The 14,743-nt window shown below is 61.2% G+C and carries 15 protein-coding genes; 6 read left to right on the top strand and 9 right to left on the bottom strand.

Annotated features, from left to right (window positions below; genetic code table 11):
- Nucleotides 1-52: 52 nt before the first annotated feature.
- From AC1Z24_RS09975 to AC1Z24_RS09950, 6 genes are all read right to left on the bottom strand, one after another.
- The gene (locus AC1Z24_RS09975; protein ID WP_186711912.1) at nucleotides 53-304 is read right to left on the bottom strand and encodes a chromosome partitioning protein ParB; all 252 of its coding nucleotides are present in this window, start codon (nucleotides 302-304) and stop codon (nucleotides 53-55) included.
- Nucleotides 301-939, bottom strand: a complete 639-nt coding sequence (parA, locus tag AC1Z24_RS09970; protein WP_431588163.1) for a ParA family partition ATPase — start codon at nucleotides 937-939, stop codon at nucleotides 301-303. The genes AC1Z24_RS09975 and parA overlap by 4 nt, the downstream gene beginning before the upstream one ends.
- A 289-nt stretch (nucleotides 940-1,228) precedes the next feature.
- Nucleotides 1,229-2,002: a replication initiator protein A gene (locus AC1Z24_RS09965; protein WP_483746583.1), complete on the bottom strand. Its 774-nt coding sequence runs from the start codon at nucleotides 2,000-2,002 to the stop codon at nucleotides 1,229-1,231.
- Nucleotides 2,003-2,088: 86 nt separating this feature from the next.
- The gene (locus AC1Z24_RS09960; protein WP_483745492.1) at nucleotides 2,089-2,364 is read right to left on the bottom strand and encodes a helix-turn-helix transcriptional regulator; all 276 of its coding nucleotides are present in this window, start codon (nucleotides 2,362-2,364) and stop codon (nucleotides 2,089-2,091) included.
- Between the two features lie 125 nt (nucleotides 2,365-2,489).
- Complete coding sequence (locus AC1Z24_RS09955) at nucleotides 2,490-3,245, bottom strand: DUF2285 domain-containing protein (protein WP_483745491.1); 756 nt, start codon at nucleotides 3,243-3,245, stop codon at nucleotides 2,490-2,492.
- Between the two features lie 364 nt (nucleotides 3,246-3,609).
- The gene (locus tag AC1Z24_RS09950) at nucleotides 3,610-3,960 is read right to left on the bottom strand and encodes a DUF2958 domain-containing protein (protein WP_483745490.1); all 351 of its coding nucleotides are present in this window, start codon (nucleotides 3,958-3,960) and stop codon (nucleotides 3,610-3,612) included.
- 318 nt (nucleotides 3,961-4,278) lie between these two features.
- On the opposite strand from AC1Z24_RS09950, the gene AC1Z24_RS09945 reads away from it, so the two are divergent.
- Nucleotides 4,279-4,572, top strand: a complete 294-nt coding sequence (locus AC1Z24_RS09945; protein ID WP_483745489.1) for a helix-turn-helix domain-containing protein — start codon at nucleotides 4,279-4,281, stop codon at nucleotides 4,570-4,572.
- A 67-nt stretch (nucleotides 4,573-4,639) separates the two neighbouring features.
- Here AC1Z24_RS09945 and AC1Z24_RS09940 read toward each other — a convergent pair whose 3' ends face one another.
- The 3 genes from AC1Z24_RS09940 to AC1Z24_RS09930 form a co-directional block, all read right to left on the bottom strand.
- Nucleotides 4,640-4,954 carry a DUF736 domain-containing protein gene (locus AC1Z24_RS09940; protein ID WP_483745488.1) on the bottom strand — a complete coding sequence of 105 codons (315 nt, stop codon included), beginning with the start codon at nucleotides 4,952-4,954 and terminating at the stop codon, nucleotides 4,640-4,642.
- Nucleotides 4,955-5,712: 758 nt separating this feature from the next.
- Nucleotides 5,713-7,755 carry a ParB/RepB/Spo0J family partition protein gene (locus AC1Z24_RS09935; protein WP_483745487.1) on the bottom strand — a complete coding sequence of 681 codons (2,043 nt, stop codon included), beginning with the start codon at nucleotides 7,753-7,755 and terminating at the stop codon, nucleotides 5,713-5,715.
- 80 nt (nucleotides 7,756-7,835) lie between these two features.
- Nucleotides 7,836-8,663: a DUF932 domain-containing protein gene (locus AC1Z24_RS09930; RefSeq protein WP_483745486.1), complete on the bottom strand. Its 828-nt coding sequence runs from the start codon at nucleotides 8,661-8,663 to the stop codon at nucleotides 7,836-7,838.
- Between the two features lie 756 nt (nucleotides 8,664-9,419).
- Here AC1Z24_RS09930 and AC1Z24_RS09925 point away from each other — a divergent pair.
- From AC1Z24_RS09925 to AC1Z24_RS09905, 5 genes are all read left to right on the top strand, one after another.
- Entirely contained in the window at nucleotides 9,420-10,640 is a 1,221-nt protein-coding gene (locus AC1Z24_RS09925) for an ABC-three component system protein (RefSeq protein WP_483745485.1), read from the top strand.
- Nucleotides 10,637-11,125 carry a three component ABC system middle component gene (locus AC1Z24_RS09920; protein WP_483745484.1) on the top strand — a complete coding sequence of 163 codons (489 nt, stop codon included), beginning with the start codon at nucleotides 10,637-10,639 and terminating at the stop codon, nucleotides 11,123-11,125. The genes AC1Z24_RS09925 and AC1Z24_RS09920 overlap by 4 nt, the downstream gene beginning before the upstream one ends.
- Nucleotides 11,122-13,083 (top strand): DUF3732 domain-containing protein, encoded by a 1,962-nt coding sequence (locus tag AC1Z24_RS09915; protein WP_483745483.1) that lies wholly within the window; start codon nucleotides 11,122-11,124, stop codon nucleotides 13,081-13,083. Before AC1Z24_RS09920 ends, AC1Z24_RS09915 begins: the two co-directional genes overlap by 4 nt.
- Before the next feature lie 19 nt (nucleotides 13,084-13,102).
- Nucleotides 13,103-13,912, top strand: coding sequence for an abortive infection family protein (locus tag AC1Z24_RS09910; protein WP_483745482.1), 810 nt, complete (start codon nucleotides 13,103-13,105; stop codon nucleotides 13,910-13,912).
- A 254-nt stretch (nucleotides 13,913-14,166) separates the two neighbouring features.
- The gene (locus AC1Z24_RS09905) at nucleotides 14,167-14,739 is read left to right on the top strand and encodes a hypothetical protein (protein WP_483745481.1); all 573 of its coding nucleotides are present in this window, start codon (nucleotides 14,167-14,169) and stop codon (nucleotides 14,737-14,739) included.
- Nucleotides 14,740-14,743: the final 4 nt, after the last annotated feature.

Below are 14,743 nucleotides of genomic sequence, written 5' to 3'. Positions count from 1 at the left end.
GAAGGCGGATTTGTGTTGGTTGTGGCAGCCGTGGCCGCCGAAGGTTGTACGTTCATTGGGAGTTCTCCGGAAACTCGCGTTCCAGCAGTGCGCGCAGTAGTTCGGCCACCGTCACGCCACGCGTGAAGGCAGACACCTTGATGCGCGCGCGCATGGCGGGCGTGATGTCGAGGGTCAGGCGCGCGGTGTAGAGGTCGCCCTTTTGCAAAGCATCGGCGTCACCCTGGCGAATCCACGCCTCGGCGTGGGGATTCGCCGGCGGACGTGCGCCGATGCCGATGCGTTTGCCGCGCGTATTCGTCATGTCGGCCACCGCAGCAGTTCATCGGTGAGCGCGGCGATCTCGCGCGCGGCGGCGCTGTCAGGTGCCGTCTCGCGTGCGAGCCGGCCGGCGGCCACGCTGTCGGCAAACACGATGCGCTGATGCACTTCCGAACGCAGCGCCGGCAGCGGCTGTTCGGCCAGCGACTGCCGCGCCTCCCGGCCGATGATGGTGGTGCTGACGCGCCGGTTGATGACGAAGGCCGCGCGCAGCGCAGGTCGGAACACTTGCGCTTCGCGGATCAACGCCACCATCTCGGCACTGGCCCACAGGTCGTAAGGACTGGGCTGCACCGGGATCAGCACACGCTCGGCCGCCAGCAGCGCGGAGCGCGCCAAGGCGGCGATACGAGGCGGCCCGTCGATGATGACGTGATCGGCCCGCCTGGCGAGTTCTGGGGCCTCCTGGTGCAGCGTCTCGCGTGCCAGGCCGACGGCACTGAATAGCCTGGGCAGACCTTGCTGACTTCTGCGCTGTGTCCAATCCAGCGATGAACCCTGCGGATCGGCATCCAGCAGGATGACCGTTTGTCCGCGCATCGCCAGCTCACCGGCAATGTGCGTGGCGAGCGTGGTCTTGCCTACGCCACCTTTCTGATTGAGCAAGGCAACGATCATGGCGCGGCCCTCCGATCAGGAAAGCCAGCCTGCTTTTGCCCTGAAAACCGGGGTTGTTTTTGCTTTCGGGGTTGCTGTGTTTTTTTCCTTTCGGCAGTTGTCCACCGAAACGGCGCGCTTCTACTAAAAGTTAGAGAATTTAAGTTAGGTAAGTTAAGGGGCGTCGAAACCCGCGCCGTTATTGGCTTTGCAGGCGATTCGTACTCCTGATAGCACGATAGGCGTACTCCCGATAGCACGATACCCGTTACTCCTGATAGCACGAGCCCGTCCACAGGTTGTCCCGCAGTTATCCCCGTGCCGTGAACGGCACGGGCCGGAAGGTCAATAGCTCCGTCCGATCGCCCGGCATCCGTTCGATGCCCAGGACGTAGCCCGGCAGCGATTGCCGCGCCACCAAAGCGCGCAAGTCGTAAGCGAAGTCCGAAAACCGCGTGCTGCTGCCAGACTTGCGATACAGGTGTCGGAAGTCGAACTGCCAGCCAGCCTCCTGTCGGCCGCCATGCTTGCGCACCAGTCGGTACAGCCATCGCTCGATGCCACCCGTGAGCCGGAAGTACGCCGGGTCGATGGTGAGCACCAGCGCCGCGTCGAGTACGCCCGCGTAAAACCAGTCCGGCAGAATTAGTTCGATGCCCAGCGGCGTGCCGCGGGCGTCCGCCAACTCTTTCCACTCGTTGATCCAAGAGAAGCGATGCAGCCGCCGCCCCGTCGTTTCGCGAATGGACGTGGCCACCGTGGTCGATTGCAAGCGATCCAGCGCAGCCTTGAGGCGCTGGTAGTCGCGCAGCGACGTTCCGCGCCCGATGAAGCGCAGGATCTCGTAGGGCGTTGCGTGCATCAGGCGCGATGGGCGAATGCCCGCATCGCGCGCTTCCACGATTTGCGATGCCGCCCAGATCAGGATGTCCGCATCCCAGATCGTGGCGATGCCGTGCTCCTGGGTGCCCTCCACGCGTATCGTGACGTTGCCGCTGCGGAAGTCGATCGGCGCCGTGCGCCGCGATTTCGCCAGCGAGAAAAACGGGAACGCCATCAGGTCCTGGCTGTCGCGCGGCGCCATGTCGCCCGGCAAGGCGCGGAACAGATCGAGCTGTTCCCGCTCCCGCGGTGCGTTGGACAGGGCGATGGCCACCGGCGAGCCACCGATCAGCGCGCACGGCTGTCGGCCGAGTGGTGCTCGGCGTATTCCGGGGCGGACGTGGTTTCGTAGCTGCGCTGGTCGGCCCAGGCATCGAGGTCGGCCACCGCGTACATGACGCGCCGGCCGAACTTGCGGAACTTCGGCCCGTTGCCGATCACGCGCTGTTTTTCCAGCGTGCGCGGCGAGAGGCGCAGGTAGTCGGCGGCCTCGTCGTTGGTGAGATAGCGTTGGGGCTGCGCGGGCGTGGCAGCGGAGGCAGGTCGCAAGGGAGCGGGTCGCATGGTGAGAACCTCCATCGGTCAGGAACGCCCGGCCACACAACGCGACCGGATGGAGGCAGTCTCAAGAAAGAGGTGCGGAGCGCAGAGGGTCGTTTTGCCGTGAAGGCAAAGCGACCCTCCCGAAGTCATTCGAGCTGTGCCAGACGGCGGTAGCCGCCGCGCATCAGCGATTGACCACGCTGCACGAGGCGGCGCACGCGCGAACGCAGGCCACCGTCGGCGTACCAGCCGCCGGCTACGGCTTCGTCGCCGAACAGCCCAGCGGCTGTTTCGCGCAAGGACGCGCCCGCCAAGATCGCGTCGAGTGCCTGGAGCGTGTGCAGCTCCAGCAGCGCGGCGGGCGTGGGCCGGGAGCGGGCTGCTGCCGCAAGCGCGGTTTCCGCGACTGCGGCCAGGGTGTTCAGTTCGGCCACCATCGTGCGGTAGCGCCCGCAGGGCGCAGCACATGCACGGACGGCATGGAGATAGGCCATGCCATCGGCCAGGCCCGGTGCCAGTGCGAGTCGCACGCAGCAGCCGGGCCAGCGTGCCACCAGCACCAAGCGCTTGCCGTCGTGGATCAGATGCTTGTGGCCCGGGATGCGCCAGAATTCGAATGCGTCGGCATCGGGTGGCGGGTCGGCGTCCGGGTAGAGCTGAAGCACGGCGTCATGGTCGGGGAACCAGGCTGGATGCGCGTCGCGCGCATCCAGAGACGGGTCTTCCAGCAGGCGCAGGCCCCAGGCGTGTGCCGCTTCCGGCCGATGGCGACGGCGCAGCCAGTCGCGCCGGTAGTCGGGATGGCGGCGTAGATACTCCCAAGCCAGCGCGAGGCCGTCGAGGTGCAGCACGTAAAGATACGCGGCAGTTGGATACCAGAAATCGGCGCTTCGATCAGCCATGACGCGACCTCCTGTTAGACAGGAACGTCGCCAGACCTCGGGCGCGAATAGCTACGGCATCAAGACATCAAAGCGCCATCAGGAATGGCGTAACTTAAGCTGTAGAGAGAGTGTCAAGACCGATTAGCTCCGAAACCTTGCTCGGGTCGTCCGAGTGCGACGGCCGCGCATCCCGGAAATGGGGCGCGGCACTGACACCGTGCCGCAGCCCGCGACACACATCATGTCTTTCTAGGTCAGGTCGCACCCTCTTGGTGCAAGAGTGCCGATTCAGACCCCAGCCGTCTTGAGTCAGACTGAGAAAGACACAATGCGCTGCAACGGCCTGTGTCTGGATGGCCCGCCGCAGGGAGCCGGTGGTTCGTCAGTCGGGGATCGAACCATCGCGCTGCGCCAGCCAGGCATATTCCGATGACGGCCGCGTGGCGCGAAAATACAGGTCCCGCAGGACGGGTCGCTGCTGCGGCCCGACGATGCCCGCCAGGTCGGACAGCTTGACCGTCCCGAGTGACGGCATACCGATGCCGAGGTCGATCAGCCCCCACGCGGTATCGCCATCGGCTGGGTCGAGTGCGGCCAGCAGCCAGGTCGCATGCGCATCCGGCGTGAACAGTCGCACTACCGGCAACGGGTCGATGCTCTGGCCGGCGGCGCGCGCCGCGCCGTTGGCCATCAGCCGGGCGCGTTCGTCGGTGGTGGTGAACGGCTGGGTCATGGGCGGGAATCCCACGTATCTGCGAACGCACAAACACGCTTTTCCGGCGAAGCACGGAACCGCCAAGCCGGATATGCGCTTTCGTGCGCAAGCACGGATGCGCAAGCTCTCGAATCCGTACATGCACAGAAACGCAGACGCGGAATTGTGGATGACAGGAAAGGCACGAATGCGGCTCCTCGGTTCTGGCGAAATCCTCAGATGCGGATTTCCTTAAAGGCACAAATACGGAAAACAACAACACCAATTGAACACTATAGATTGTAGCCCTATAGGGCGCAATGGGTTGTCATCTTGGTTTTATAGGGAAAACCATTGGTGGCGGCTAAAAACTCATTGGCAACGGCAATACGGACGATCAGAAAAGCGCGCGGTTTAAGCCAAGAAGCGTTTTCTGACGTGTCGAGCCGCACCTATATGAGTTCACTGGAACGCGACCTGAAAAGCCCGACCCTGCACAAATTGACCGAGCTGTGCGAGGTCATGGAAGTGCATCCGCTCACGCTGCTGACGCTGGCCTATGCCGGCGACAGCCCGCAAAAGGCCGATCAGCTTCTGGCGCAGGTGCGCCAAGAGCTGGAGGCAATCTTGAAGAAGCGCGACGCGCCGTAGGCGCGCGCGGTTGCTGCGACTAGCAGCACTGCGCCCCGCCGCAATGGGCGGGGCGCAGTGGCGGCCGTCAGGCCGCTTGAGGCTTGCTGCGCGACCAGATCAGGTCGTGCGTGCCGTCCTCGCCTTCGATCAGGCGGGCATAGACCGTTGCCGGGAACGAAGGGTCGTCGAGGGTCACGGACAGGTAATCCCGCCCGGCTTCGCTGGTCTTCTTCCACGCCGCGCCGATGTCGTGGCTTGATGCCTGCAGGCGGAAGTCGGGGGCGTTCTCGTTGTTGCCCTTGTCGTTGGGAACCAGCTTGACCTTGACGCTGAGCGTCAGGGTGCGGAGCGTGCCGGTGAAGCCGTCTTTGTCTGCGGTGAAGGTGCCGATGTTAGCCATGATGATTTTCCTTTCGGGTTGAACAAGATCGCGCCAGTGCGTCCTTGTTGTGATCCGGTCGGCGGGGGATGGGCGCGTCGCACCGCGCAGCGGTCGCAACATCGTGGAGAACCTGGAAGCGCAAAGAATTTGTCCCGCGAGGAAGCCGCGCAGCGGCGGGGAAATTGTTTGCGCTGGAAGGTTGCGGCCATGAAGCCCAAGGCGCAGCCGTGCCCTCGCCAGGATTCACAACAAACCAAGGACGTACAGGCCGACCGCTCCCGAAAGGAGACATGGCCGACTCGACATCCCCGCGTGATGGCTTCACCGGCTTGTGCCCTGATGCGGCAAGCCCAACATCCCAGCGACAAGGCGGGAGCGCCCCTGCCGCAGCTTGCGGCCCCGTGCTTGAGGCGTGGTGTGGAAGTTCCATAAGCAAGGCCGGGCGCGTGTGTCGGTGAACCGTCCTTCGCGACGTACAGGCGACGAACCGCCAGCGTCGTGGACGGCACGCTTTTGCGCAACCTGCCGCAGCAAGTCGGGGCGTAGCCCCACATGCTCCGCTCATTGTGGCGGGGCGTCATCGGAACCTTGCCCGCGTCAGCGGGCACCGATCGCCGTACCGCGCGCGAGGCACTTGTGCGCCCGCCACGTCGCCGCCTGGTCGAAGGCGGCGACGTGGCGGTTTTGCTTTGGATATTGAAACCGGGTGCGGCAGACATGCCGCGCCCGGATCGAGTGAAAGCCCCGGCGCAGTGCGCCGGGGTGATGCGGCTACCTCATGCGGCCAGCGCGTGCGCTTCCACCTCGTCGTCGGCATCTTCCGGCGCATCCCCGTCCTGCGCGCCTTCATGCGGCTCCGTGTCGTGTCCGCTCTTGAACACGGCGGGCATCCAGCCCGTACCATCGGCCAGCCGTTCCGCTTCGCTGGCAATGTCGGCCTTCTTCAACTTCGCCAGCCGGGTAGCGTGCGACGGCGCGAACTCGCCCACGGCTTCCAGAATCGCGACCTTCGGCAGATGCTGGAAATAACCGTCTGCGGTGGGCTTCCACCATGCGGCCATATCCAGCCCCACGGCCTGCGCCAGTTCCGCGCCCGGCTGGTGCGCCGTGGCGCGGGGCGTCACCACGTCCACGGTCGCCGCCACGCATACCGCCAGCAACCGCACCAGTTCGCCTTGCTCCATCGCCAGCAGCGCGGCGAACAGTTCGGCGCTGTCCTGCGGCAACGCTTCGCCCGCGACTTGCTGCAACTCGCGTAGGGCCACGGCGGCGGGCGAATCGGGCCAGTCCGGGGCCATGCCTTCCAGCCGGTCTTGCACTTTCAGGCTCACGCCTAGCGGCAGGTCGTGGCCGTAGTGGCTGTCCTGCAAGACGGTCTGCACCAGCCCATGCACCAGCGCGGCCAGGGTGACTTGCGGATGCCGGGCGACTTCGATTTGCAGTGCCGCCGTGCGATGGGCGCTCAACCGCTGCGCCAGCCGGTCGGACAGGCTCGCGGCCTTGGGCTGCTCGGCGTCCTCGCGGTCGTCGTCGCTCCCGGCTTCGCCTTCCGCGCTGCCGAAACCCTGCCGCAAGCGTTCCAGCGTGCGCAGCGCCTTGGCCTCTGCTTCGCGCAGCAGTCCGCGATGAATCACGGCTTCGCCGCTGCGGTCGAGGGTGACGATGGCACCGGCCACGGCGCGCACGTCCGGGGCGTAGCCTTGCAAGGCATCCTCCACGGCTTGCAGTTCCCCGGCCACCTGTTCGCGGCGCGGTTCCAGCGCCTCGGTCTTGTCCTCGTCCTCGGCGTCGTAGGCTTCTTCCAGTTCGGCGTCGATCTTGTCGATGCGGGTTTGCAGCGAGGCAATGCGGCGGGCTTCGCGGGCACTCGGTTCGCGGCGCTGGCGCGGTGCGTTCTGGAACGCCTGCCGCTCGGCGTAGCTCATGTGCGGCACGGCTTCCACCCACGCCCAACCCTCGGCGCGCACGTCCCCGGCCACCGCATCCAGCTTGCCGCGCACCAGCGTTTCCAGCAGCGCGGCGTCTGTCAGGTAGGTTCCGGCATCGCCTTCCGCGAACAGGTCGCGGCGGATGCCGCCGCCTGCCGTGGTGTAGGCGTCCATCCCGATGAAATGCACCAGCGGATGCGTAGCTTCGATTTCGCGCTCGGTCAGGCGTTCGCGCAGCGCGGACGCGCCACGCTGCCATTCGGGCGCACCGTAGAACGCGGCTTCCTGCGCGGCGTGGTCGTCGGTGATGGTCAGGGCCATCAACTGTTCCAGCGTCACGCCACCGGCCCGATAGTCGGCCATCAGGCGCGGCGAGACGTTGGCCAACTTCAAGCGGCGTTGCACCACCAGCGGGGACACGCCGAAGTCTGCGGCAATGTCTTCGATAGGACGGCCTTCCTTGACCAGCGCGGCGAACGCCTCGAACTGATCGGCGGGGTGCATCTGCTCGCGCAGCAGGTTTTCGGCAAGGCTCACGGTGCGCGCTGAGGCATCGGGCACCAGCAGGCACGGCACTTCGTAGTCGGCCGCGATGCGCCTCTTCTTCGCCAGCAACTTCAAGGCGGTAAGACGGCGATCACCGGCCACCACTTCGTACCGCTCGCCATCGGCGGCAAGGATAACGACGAGGTTTTGCAGCAGGCCGATGCGGGAAACGCTCGCGGCCAGTTCGGGGATGGACAGGCGCGGGGTCGTGCGCGCGTTGCGCTTGGAGCGGCGCGACAGCAACTGCGAGAGCGGAACCAGAATCAGGTTCTTGGTCGGGTCGGCCACTTCCAGCGGCGCGGCGGCTTCGATGGCGTGGGTTTCGGTTTGAGTAACGGCGTTCATGGTGAAAACTCCTATCGATGAAGGGATGCAGCAATGAAAGAAGCGGCAAGGGCTGCTGCCTGCCCCTGCCGCGTGGGGATTCAGGCTTTCAACTGGCGCATGCCATCGGCCAGCAGCCAAAGCGCGCGGTTCAGTCGGATGTTTTGGTCGATGCCCTGCACCGGACGGGTCTGCTGGCGGCGTCCGTTGGTGCTGCGCCCGCGCAGGCCGCCCTGGGTCAGGTTTTCTTGTGTACGGTTGAACACGCTCCACAAGTCCGGGCGGCGGTCGTCGAAGCGGCGCGGCATCAGGATTTGCGATTCCGTGATGGGTGCGGGTTTGTCGGGGTCGTCGTACTTGAGGGCCAGCGCGGCACGGGCGAACACTTCGGATTCACCATCGTTCAAGGTGATGGCGTGCATGGCATCGCGGGATTCCTTCACCCGGTCAAAGCCGCTCAACACTTCGTAAGCGCCTTCGATGACGTGTCCGGCGACGTCGCCTTTATGGGGCACGCGCACATCGGCTACGGTGTCACCGAATACCAATCCGTTCTGGCAGACAAAGCGCAGCAGGCCAGCCAGTAATTGATAGCTGCTGGTGCCGTCGTGTGAGTTCAGTAGGACGATTTCATTGGCTTCCGCATCGTTGATCTGGTTGGCATGGCGCAGCCGGATCATGTGCTTGGTGAAGTCGCGGCGGTCTTCGTTGCGCACGCGGGTCTGCGCCACCATGAAAGGCTGGAAGCCCTCTTTGCGAAGCTCCGTCAGCACGGCGGCGGTGGGGATATAGCTGTAGCGGTCGGAACGGCTTTCGTGCGGGGCATCCGCGAAGATGGACGGAGCCACACGGCGGATTTGGTCGTCGGACAGCGGGTAGTCGCTGCGCAGCGTCGGGGAATGGGAAGCGAAACGGGATGCGAGTTGCATGATTGGTTCTCCTGACAAAGAAGGGTTGGCTGTTCAAACCGCACACCGGATTCCAAGATTCGGAGCCCAGCCTTTCGGCTGTTCGGTGCGGTCGGCACGAAGAACCCGGTTGGCCTCGTTGCCACCGTCTTTCCTGAGTTCATCGCCCGCGACGGTCAGGAGCGCGCGGACGGGGGCCGTCAAGGAGACAAGCGCAGGGTTGGTGCGGCCCGCAGGCGTAGCCGAGGACACGGCCCTGCGCGCCTTGACGGCACACGGCCGCGGGCTACAGTCGCGAGCAAGGTGATGAGGTCAGGAAAGATGGCTGGACAGGCAACGGCCGTTCCTTTGTGCCGACCGCACGCAAGCGAAGCGCGCAGGCCCGCAGCTGGAAGCCGGGCCGTAGGCGTCAGCGATGGAAGCCCGAAGGGGCAAGACTCGCGCAGCGAGGCTCGATGCGAAGCACGACAGCGCGCCCGGCCATGTTTTTGCGGGCCGGGGACGCCCACCCCCAGAATGAACTAGCTTATAAGACACACCCGTCTTCGGGCTTACCCGATAAAAGGGGCGGCGAACCGATTTCGTTCAAATTGTTTGAAGCGATTTGTTACTATTCTGGGATAATTAGTCACTAAAACGGCGGTTCGCAGCCAAAACTCCGGGGGGACAAATGGAAATCTCGTTAGCCGATATTGAATCGCTGTTGCGGGCGCCGTTTCTATTCGGTGCAAGAAACGCGGCATTCTGGTTGCAGAAAATCGATGCAAGGACTTGAGCATGGAAGAGCCTTCCACCGATCAGTATTCAGCTGGCGAGCAAGGTCTCGGATATATCTATCAGCCACGCTTCGCCTTACTCAAACTCTTGCAGCTCCCCGAAAGCACGTCCGTCTTGATTGAGAAGGACGACGATCTTGATTTCATCGACAAGGACGGTGTCAAAACGCTGGCCTCCCTCAAGCACAAGGGAGTCGGTGATCGCTTGACAGACCTGTCCACAGACTTCTGGAAGTCTGTGCGAATCTGGCTGGCTCGCTATAACCGTGATGGCCGAAGCGAGGCCAATCTTCGCTTCTTTCTATTTTCGACGGGCACTGTTTCAGATACCTCGTTCTTACGACGCTTTCTGCTTGAACCACCGGCGGAAGACGACGCGGCGTCATTGTCTCAGACTGCAGCCGATGTTCTCGCCAAATCCGAGTCGAAACTCATCGGTGAAATAGCGGCCGAGTTCCATAAACTCAGTGATGATGAGAAGGATGATTTTCTCTCACGCATCGTGATATTTGATGGCGGGCCGCGCATCCAGGATGTGCCTTCACTTATCAAAGATCAGCATATGCGCAGCATTCGGCGTGACAACCGGGACGCTATCTTCGAGCGCCTAGAAGGATGGTGGAATGACACCATCGTCAACCTGTTGGTCGGAAAGCGCACTGATGCAATCTTTGGCTATGAGATCTCGGACAAACTTTCCGCGTTTGCCGAGGAGTACAAATCAGACAACCTCCCGATCACATTCAGAGGCAAGGTACCCACTGGAGAAATCGATGCGGACAACGATCCACGCCTTTTCGTTGTGCAACTGCGAGAAATCGGTATCGCCTCCAACCGTATCCGCAATGCCATTTTGGACTATTACAGGGCGTTCGAGCAGCGGTCCTCCTGGGCTCGCGAAAGCCTCCTGATTTCAGGAGAAATGGAAGAGTATGAAGACCGCCTCGTTGATGAGTGGAGCCGCTACCGAGACGTTGTCTTCGAAGAACTCGATGAGGAAAGTGCCGACGCGGTTCTCCTGGATGCGGGAAAAGCGCTGTATCGATGGGTTGACTTAGAGAGTGGCGACAGCAGTGCGCTTCGCATTCGGGAACGTGTGACGGAGCCCTATGTTGTTCGGGGAGGATTTCATATTCTTGCGAACAACCGACCACTTCCGAGGGTTTATTGGCATCCTCGTTTCCTCAATCGTGTCGGCCAGTTATTGGGGGCCGCGGAATGAAACGATGGGATCAACGGCCATTCGAAGTCAGAAATCTTTTCAATCCCGCTTTCTGCGGCCTGGTGTTGTTCAGAGCGCTGCAAGGCTATGAAGAGGAGAACCCGGATGGCATGCCGTTCTCTCTTGCGCTGTTGGTCCTGCCGTTGTGTTTGCAAAAAGACTCTCGTGAAGTGATTGCGGGCAGTTCCCGTAGCTATCTTCTGAAGACCGTCGAAAAAAACCCTCAGTTGCTGGTTGGTTTCGCTGAACGCGTCAGTGACCTGCTGCCATTTGCCCTCGAAGCTTTTGGCGTACTGATGGAACGGGGATGCTTTGTCGTATCGCAGGATGGTCGGTTGAAAACCGTGGCGAAACGTGTTCGAAAATCCGTAACAGGAACCGACGAATCCGTCTCCTGCCAGCGCGTCGCACGCATCGTTGGAAAAGAATTTGCCCGCATCGCAGACCGCGTGACGGTGTACACGACCTTTGGGATACGTCCATGAAAATCAAGTCGATCCATATCTACAGTCACGACGGCCAGCGCCGAGATGTGCAGTTCAAGGTGGACGGCTTGAACGTGATCACCGGTCGCTCCTCCACCGGCAAATCGGCGCTCTCCGAGATCATCGAATACTGTATGGGGCGCTCGACCTTCAATGTTCCGGAGGGCATCATTCGCGATAAGGTTGCATGGTTCGCTGTGATCTATCAGTTCCCTCAAGAACAAATATTGATCGCAAAGCCCACGCCAACCGCCGGCGGTACAAGCTGTAGCACCGCAATGCAGCGAAGGGGAAGTCAACTGATAGCCCCTGACTTCCAGGACCTGGTGGTTAACACTGATGACGATGCGGTGGTAGCCCTGCTATCGCGGTTGCTTGGCATCCCGGAGAACCGCACGGATGTCGCGATGGAACATAGCCGAGAGAGCTATGACGCCAACGTCAAGCACACGTACTACTACCTGTTTCAGAAGCAAGGCATTGTCGCCAACAAGGATCAACTTTTCTATCGCCAGAATGAAGGGTTTCAGCCACAAGCGATCCGCGACACGCTGCCGATTCTCCTTGGTATCTCATCCAACGATCGGTACGAGCTGGAAGCCAAGCTGCGCGCGGCACAACGAGGGCTAAAGCTAAACGCGAAGCTCCTCGAACAGGCACGTGATGCCATTGATACATCCCAGCAGAAGGGTATCGGTCTTTTCTCGGAGGCCAAGGCGGTTGGCATCATTGCGCCGGAGAGTCAACAAGCTGGGGCGGATGGCGTGATTGATGCCTTGCGCACTGCCCTGCAATGGAAGCCGGCCTCGGTACCAGAGGATGATGGTTACAGAATATCCCGGCTTGAGGAGGAGATTGGCCAGCTACGAAAGGATCGGCGCGAGGTCCAATCCAAGATCGATGCTGCCCGTCAGTTTTCTAAGCAGGCCGGCGGTTTTGAAAGTGAAGCGCTGGAGCAAAAAGACCGGCTCGCGTCCATCAAGGCGCTTCCTAAGAATCCGGAGACGGGTGAATGGCAGTGGCCATTCTGCGAAGCGAATCTGGCTCTGGAGTCTCCTGTCGCGAAAATGCTCCTCAACGAGTTGGCGACACTCGACGAGGAAATGAGCATCGTCGCTGGTCAACGCCCAAAATTGGAGGCATATCTGGCGGAACAGGATGAAAAGGTGCGAGAGGTTGTAGACGCGATAAAGAGCAAGGAAGCGGAGCTTTCCGCAGCGATCGCCGCGAATGAAGTTATTGCACAAATGGGGACGCGCAATAATGCGGCGGCGCGGGTTGTTGGTCGCATCAGCCTGTTCCTGGAGAATCTAGTGCCCAATGCGGAATTGGCCGCGCGCGCGGCAGAGCACCGCCGCCTGAAGTTCAAGGTTGAGGAACTGGAGAAGAAGGTCGGTGCCGACGACAGCCACGACCGGCTGACTTCGATTTTAAATAACATCTCGGCGCAGGTGTCACGATACATACAGACCTTCGAGGCAGAGTTCAGCGCCTTCCCCGCACGACTCGACCTAAATCATCTCACCATCGTTTTCGACCGTCCGGATCGTCCCGTTCCCATGAGCCGAACGGGTGGCGGTGAGAACCATCTGGCCTACCACCTCTCAGCATTGTTGGCGCTGCACCTTTTCGCCTCGCAAAATAACTGCCCGATGCCTCAGTTCCTTCTCATCGATCAACCGACCCAAGTCTATTTCCCATCGGAAAAGGTCTATCAAGAAGCGGATGGAACCGTCCAGAAGACAGAAGCAGACGCCGACCTGGCAGCTGTCCGTCGATTGTTCGAACTGCTGCTGAATTTCACGAAGAAGGATGTCCCGGGCTTCCAACTCATCGTGACTGAACACGCTAATCTTCGAGATCAATGGTTCCAAGATGCTTTGGTTGAGCAGCCATGGACTAAGCCGCCAGCACTAGTGCCGGAAGACTGGCCGTTGATGTCTCGGTCATCGTCGTGATCAGAAAGACGGAAGAACCATGACCAGCAAGATTCCGAACTCCGTGATTGGTGCCGTATCTTCTGTTCTTGCCGAGTATTACTTCAGCCATTCAACACTGAATTCTTTGTTCATGGAGAGTGGGGCTCCGGGGGACGTGCCCGAAGGAAACTGCGAAATGAAGTGCAGTCGTTGGCTTAGTCGCTGCAACGATGATTCCACCGTCGATCCCATGCAAGTGCTCGGCCAGGTCATCCAGAAGTTCATGGACCTGGAGCCCGACGACTGGAACCAGAAGATTGGCCCTGGGCAAGAGCGCATCCGGGCCAGTTTGGCTAAGAACCAGTTGACCTATCAGATGAACGGGTTCATCACTCTAGCAGGAGCGAGCCCGGCCGCAAAGTCACTCGCAGATTTTTTCAAGGCTGGCGACTTTTCGTCTATCGAGGCAGAGTTCGAGCGTGCCATCTCGCAAGTTGATCGCGATCCACATGCCGCGATCACTGCGGCGAGCGCCATTATCGAAGCATTGTGCAAGACGTATATCGAGACGCATGGGCTAGAGATGCCTTCGAAGCAGACGATCGGCCCCCTTTGGAAGGTCGTGCAACTGCATCTTGGCCTCAATATCGATCCTACGTTGCAGGACGATCAGAAGCGGATATTGCAAGGCCTCGCGTCGATTGTGGATGGCGTCGGCGCCTACCGAACACATATCGGTTCGGCACATGGCCGCGGCATCGAGCCGCCCAGAATCGTGGTCTCTGACGCACGGTTGGCCGTCCATGCATCGCACACTATTGTGATTTTTGTGATGGAGCGCTGGCTCGGCGCGATTCGGAGTGCTTGAATCGCGTGCGGCTATGTCTACTGGGCTGGGAATTCGGTGGTTCAGAAGTGCAATACACCGGGCCCGGCGGGTGCCTCTGGCAGCCGCATACGGCTCGCATGCAATGCCGCCAACAAGATCTTGAGGTCGAGTTGGCCGTGGCTCGGAACGAGACGTGGCGCTTGACCGCGAAACAGACGGGGACGTGCGAATTTCAACAATATTGAACGGACTATCACTACGCTTCGTTGCCATCGACGCGGTAAGAAGATGCCATGACCGACAAAGCAGAACTCAGAATTGCCTGTATCGGCTGGGGCTCCTTGATTGGAAGCCCTGGATGCCTGATGACCCTTGGATCGTGGATCAACGACGGACCGCTGTTGCCTGTCGAGTTCGCACGCGAATCCGGCGACGGACACATTACGCTCGTCATTTGTCCAACAGCAGCGCGGGTTCCGAGTCGGTGGATACTCTTGAACCAACCTGACGTGCAGTCGGCAATGAGAAACCTTGGATATCGCGAATACCCAAAGGCAACACCGAAGTGGATCAGCGAGTCGATCGGTTTTTGGGACCGAGAGAGCGATACTCAATATGGCATGGAATCGGAAGCCATCGCTGCGTGGGGTTTGGCTCAGGGGCTTGATGGAGTGGTCTGGACCAATTTGCCGTGTGGCTTCAAAGCCGGCCGCGGTGTGCTGCCGTCCATCGACGATGTGCTTGCACATTTGCGCAGACTCGACGAGACGGCTCTAAGAAAAGCCGAGAACTACGTTCGGAACGCGCCTGCCGAAGTTGATACGATCTATCGGCGGCAACTGGTAGAGCATTTCGGCTGGGGATGATTCT

Source organism: Pseudomonas sp. JL23, from assembly GCF_056933585.1.
This window is presented reverse-complemented; position numbering and strand designations above follow the sequence as displayed.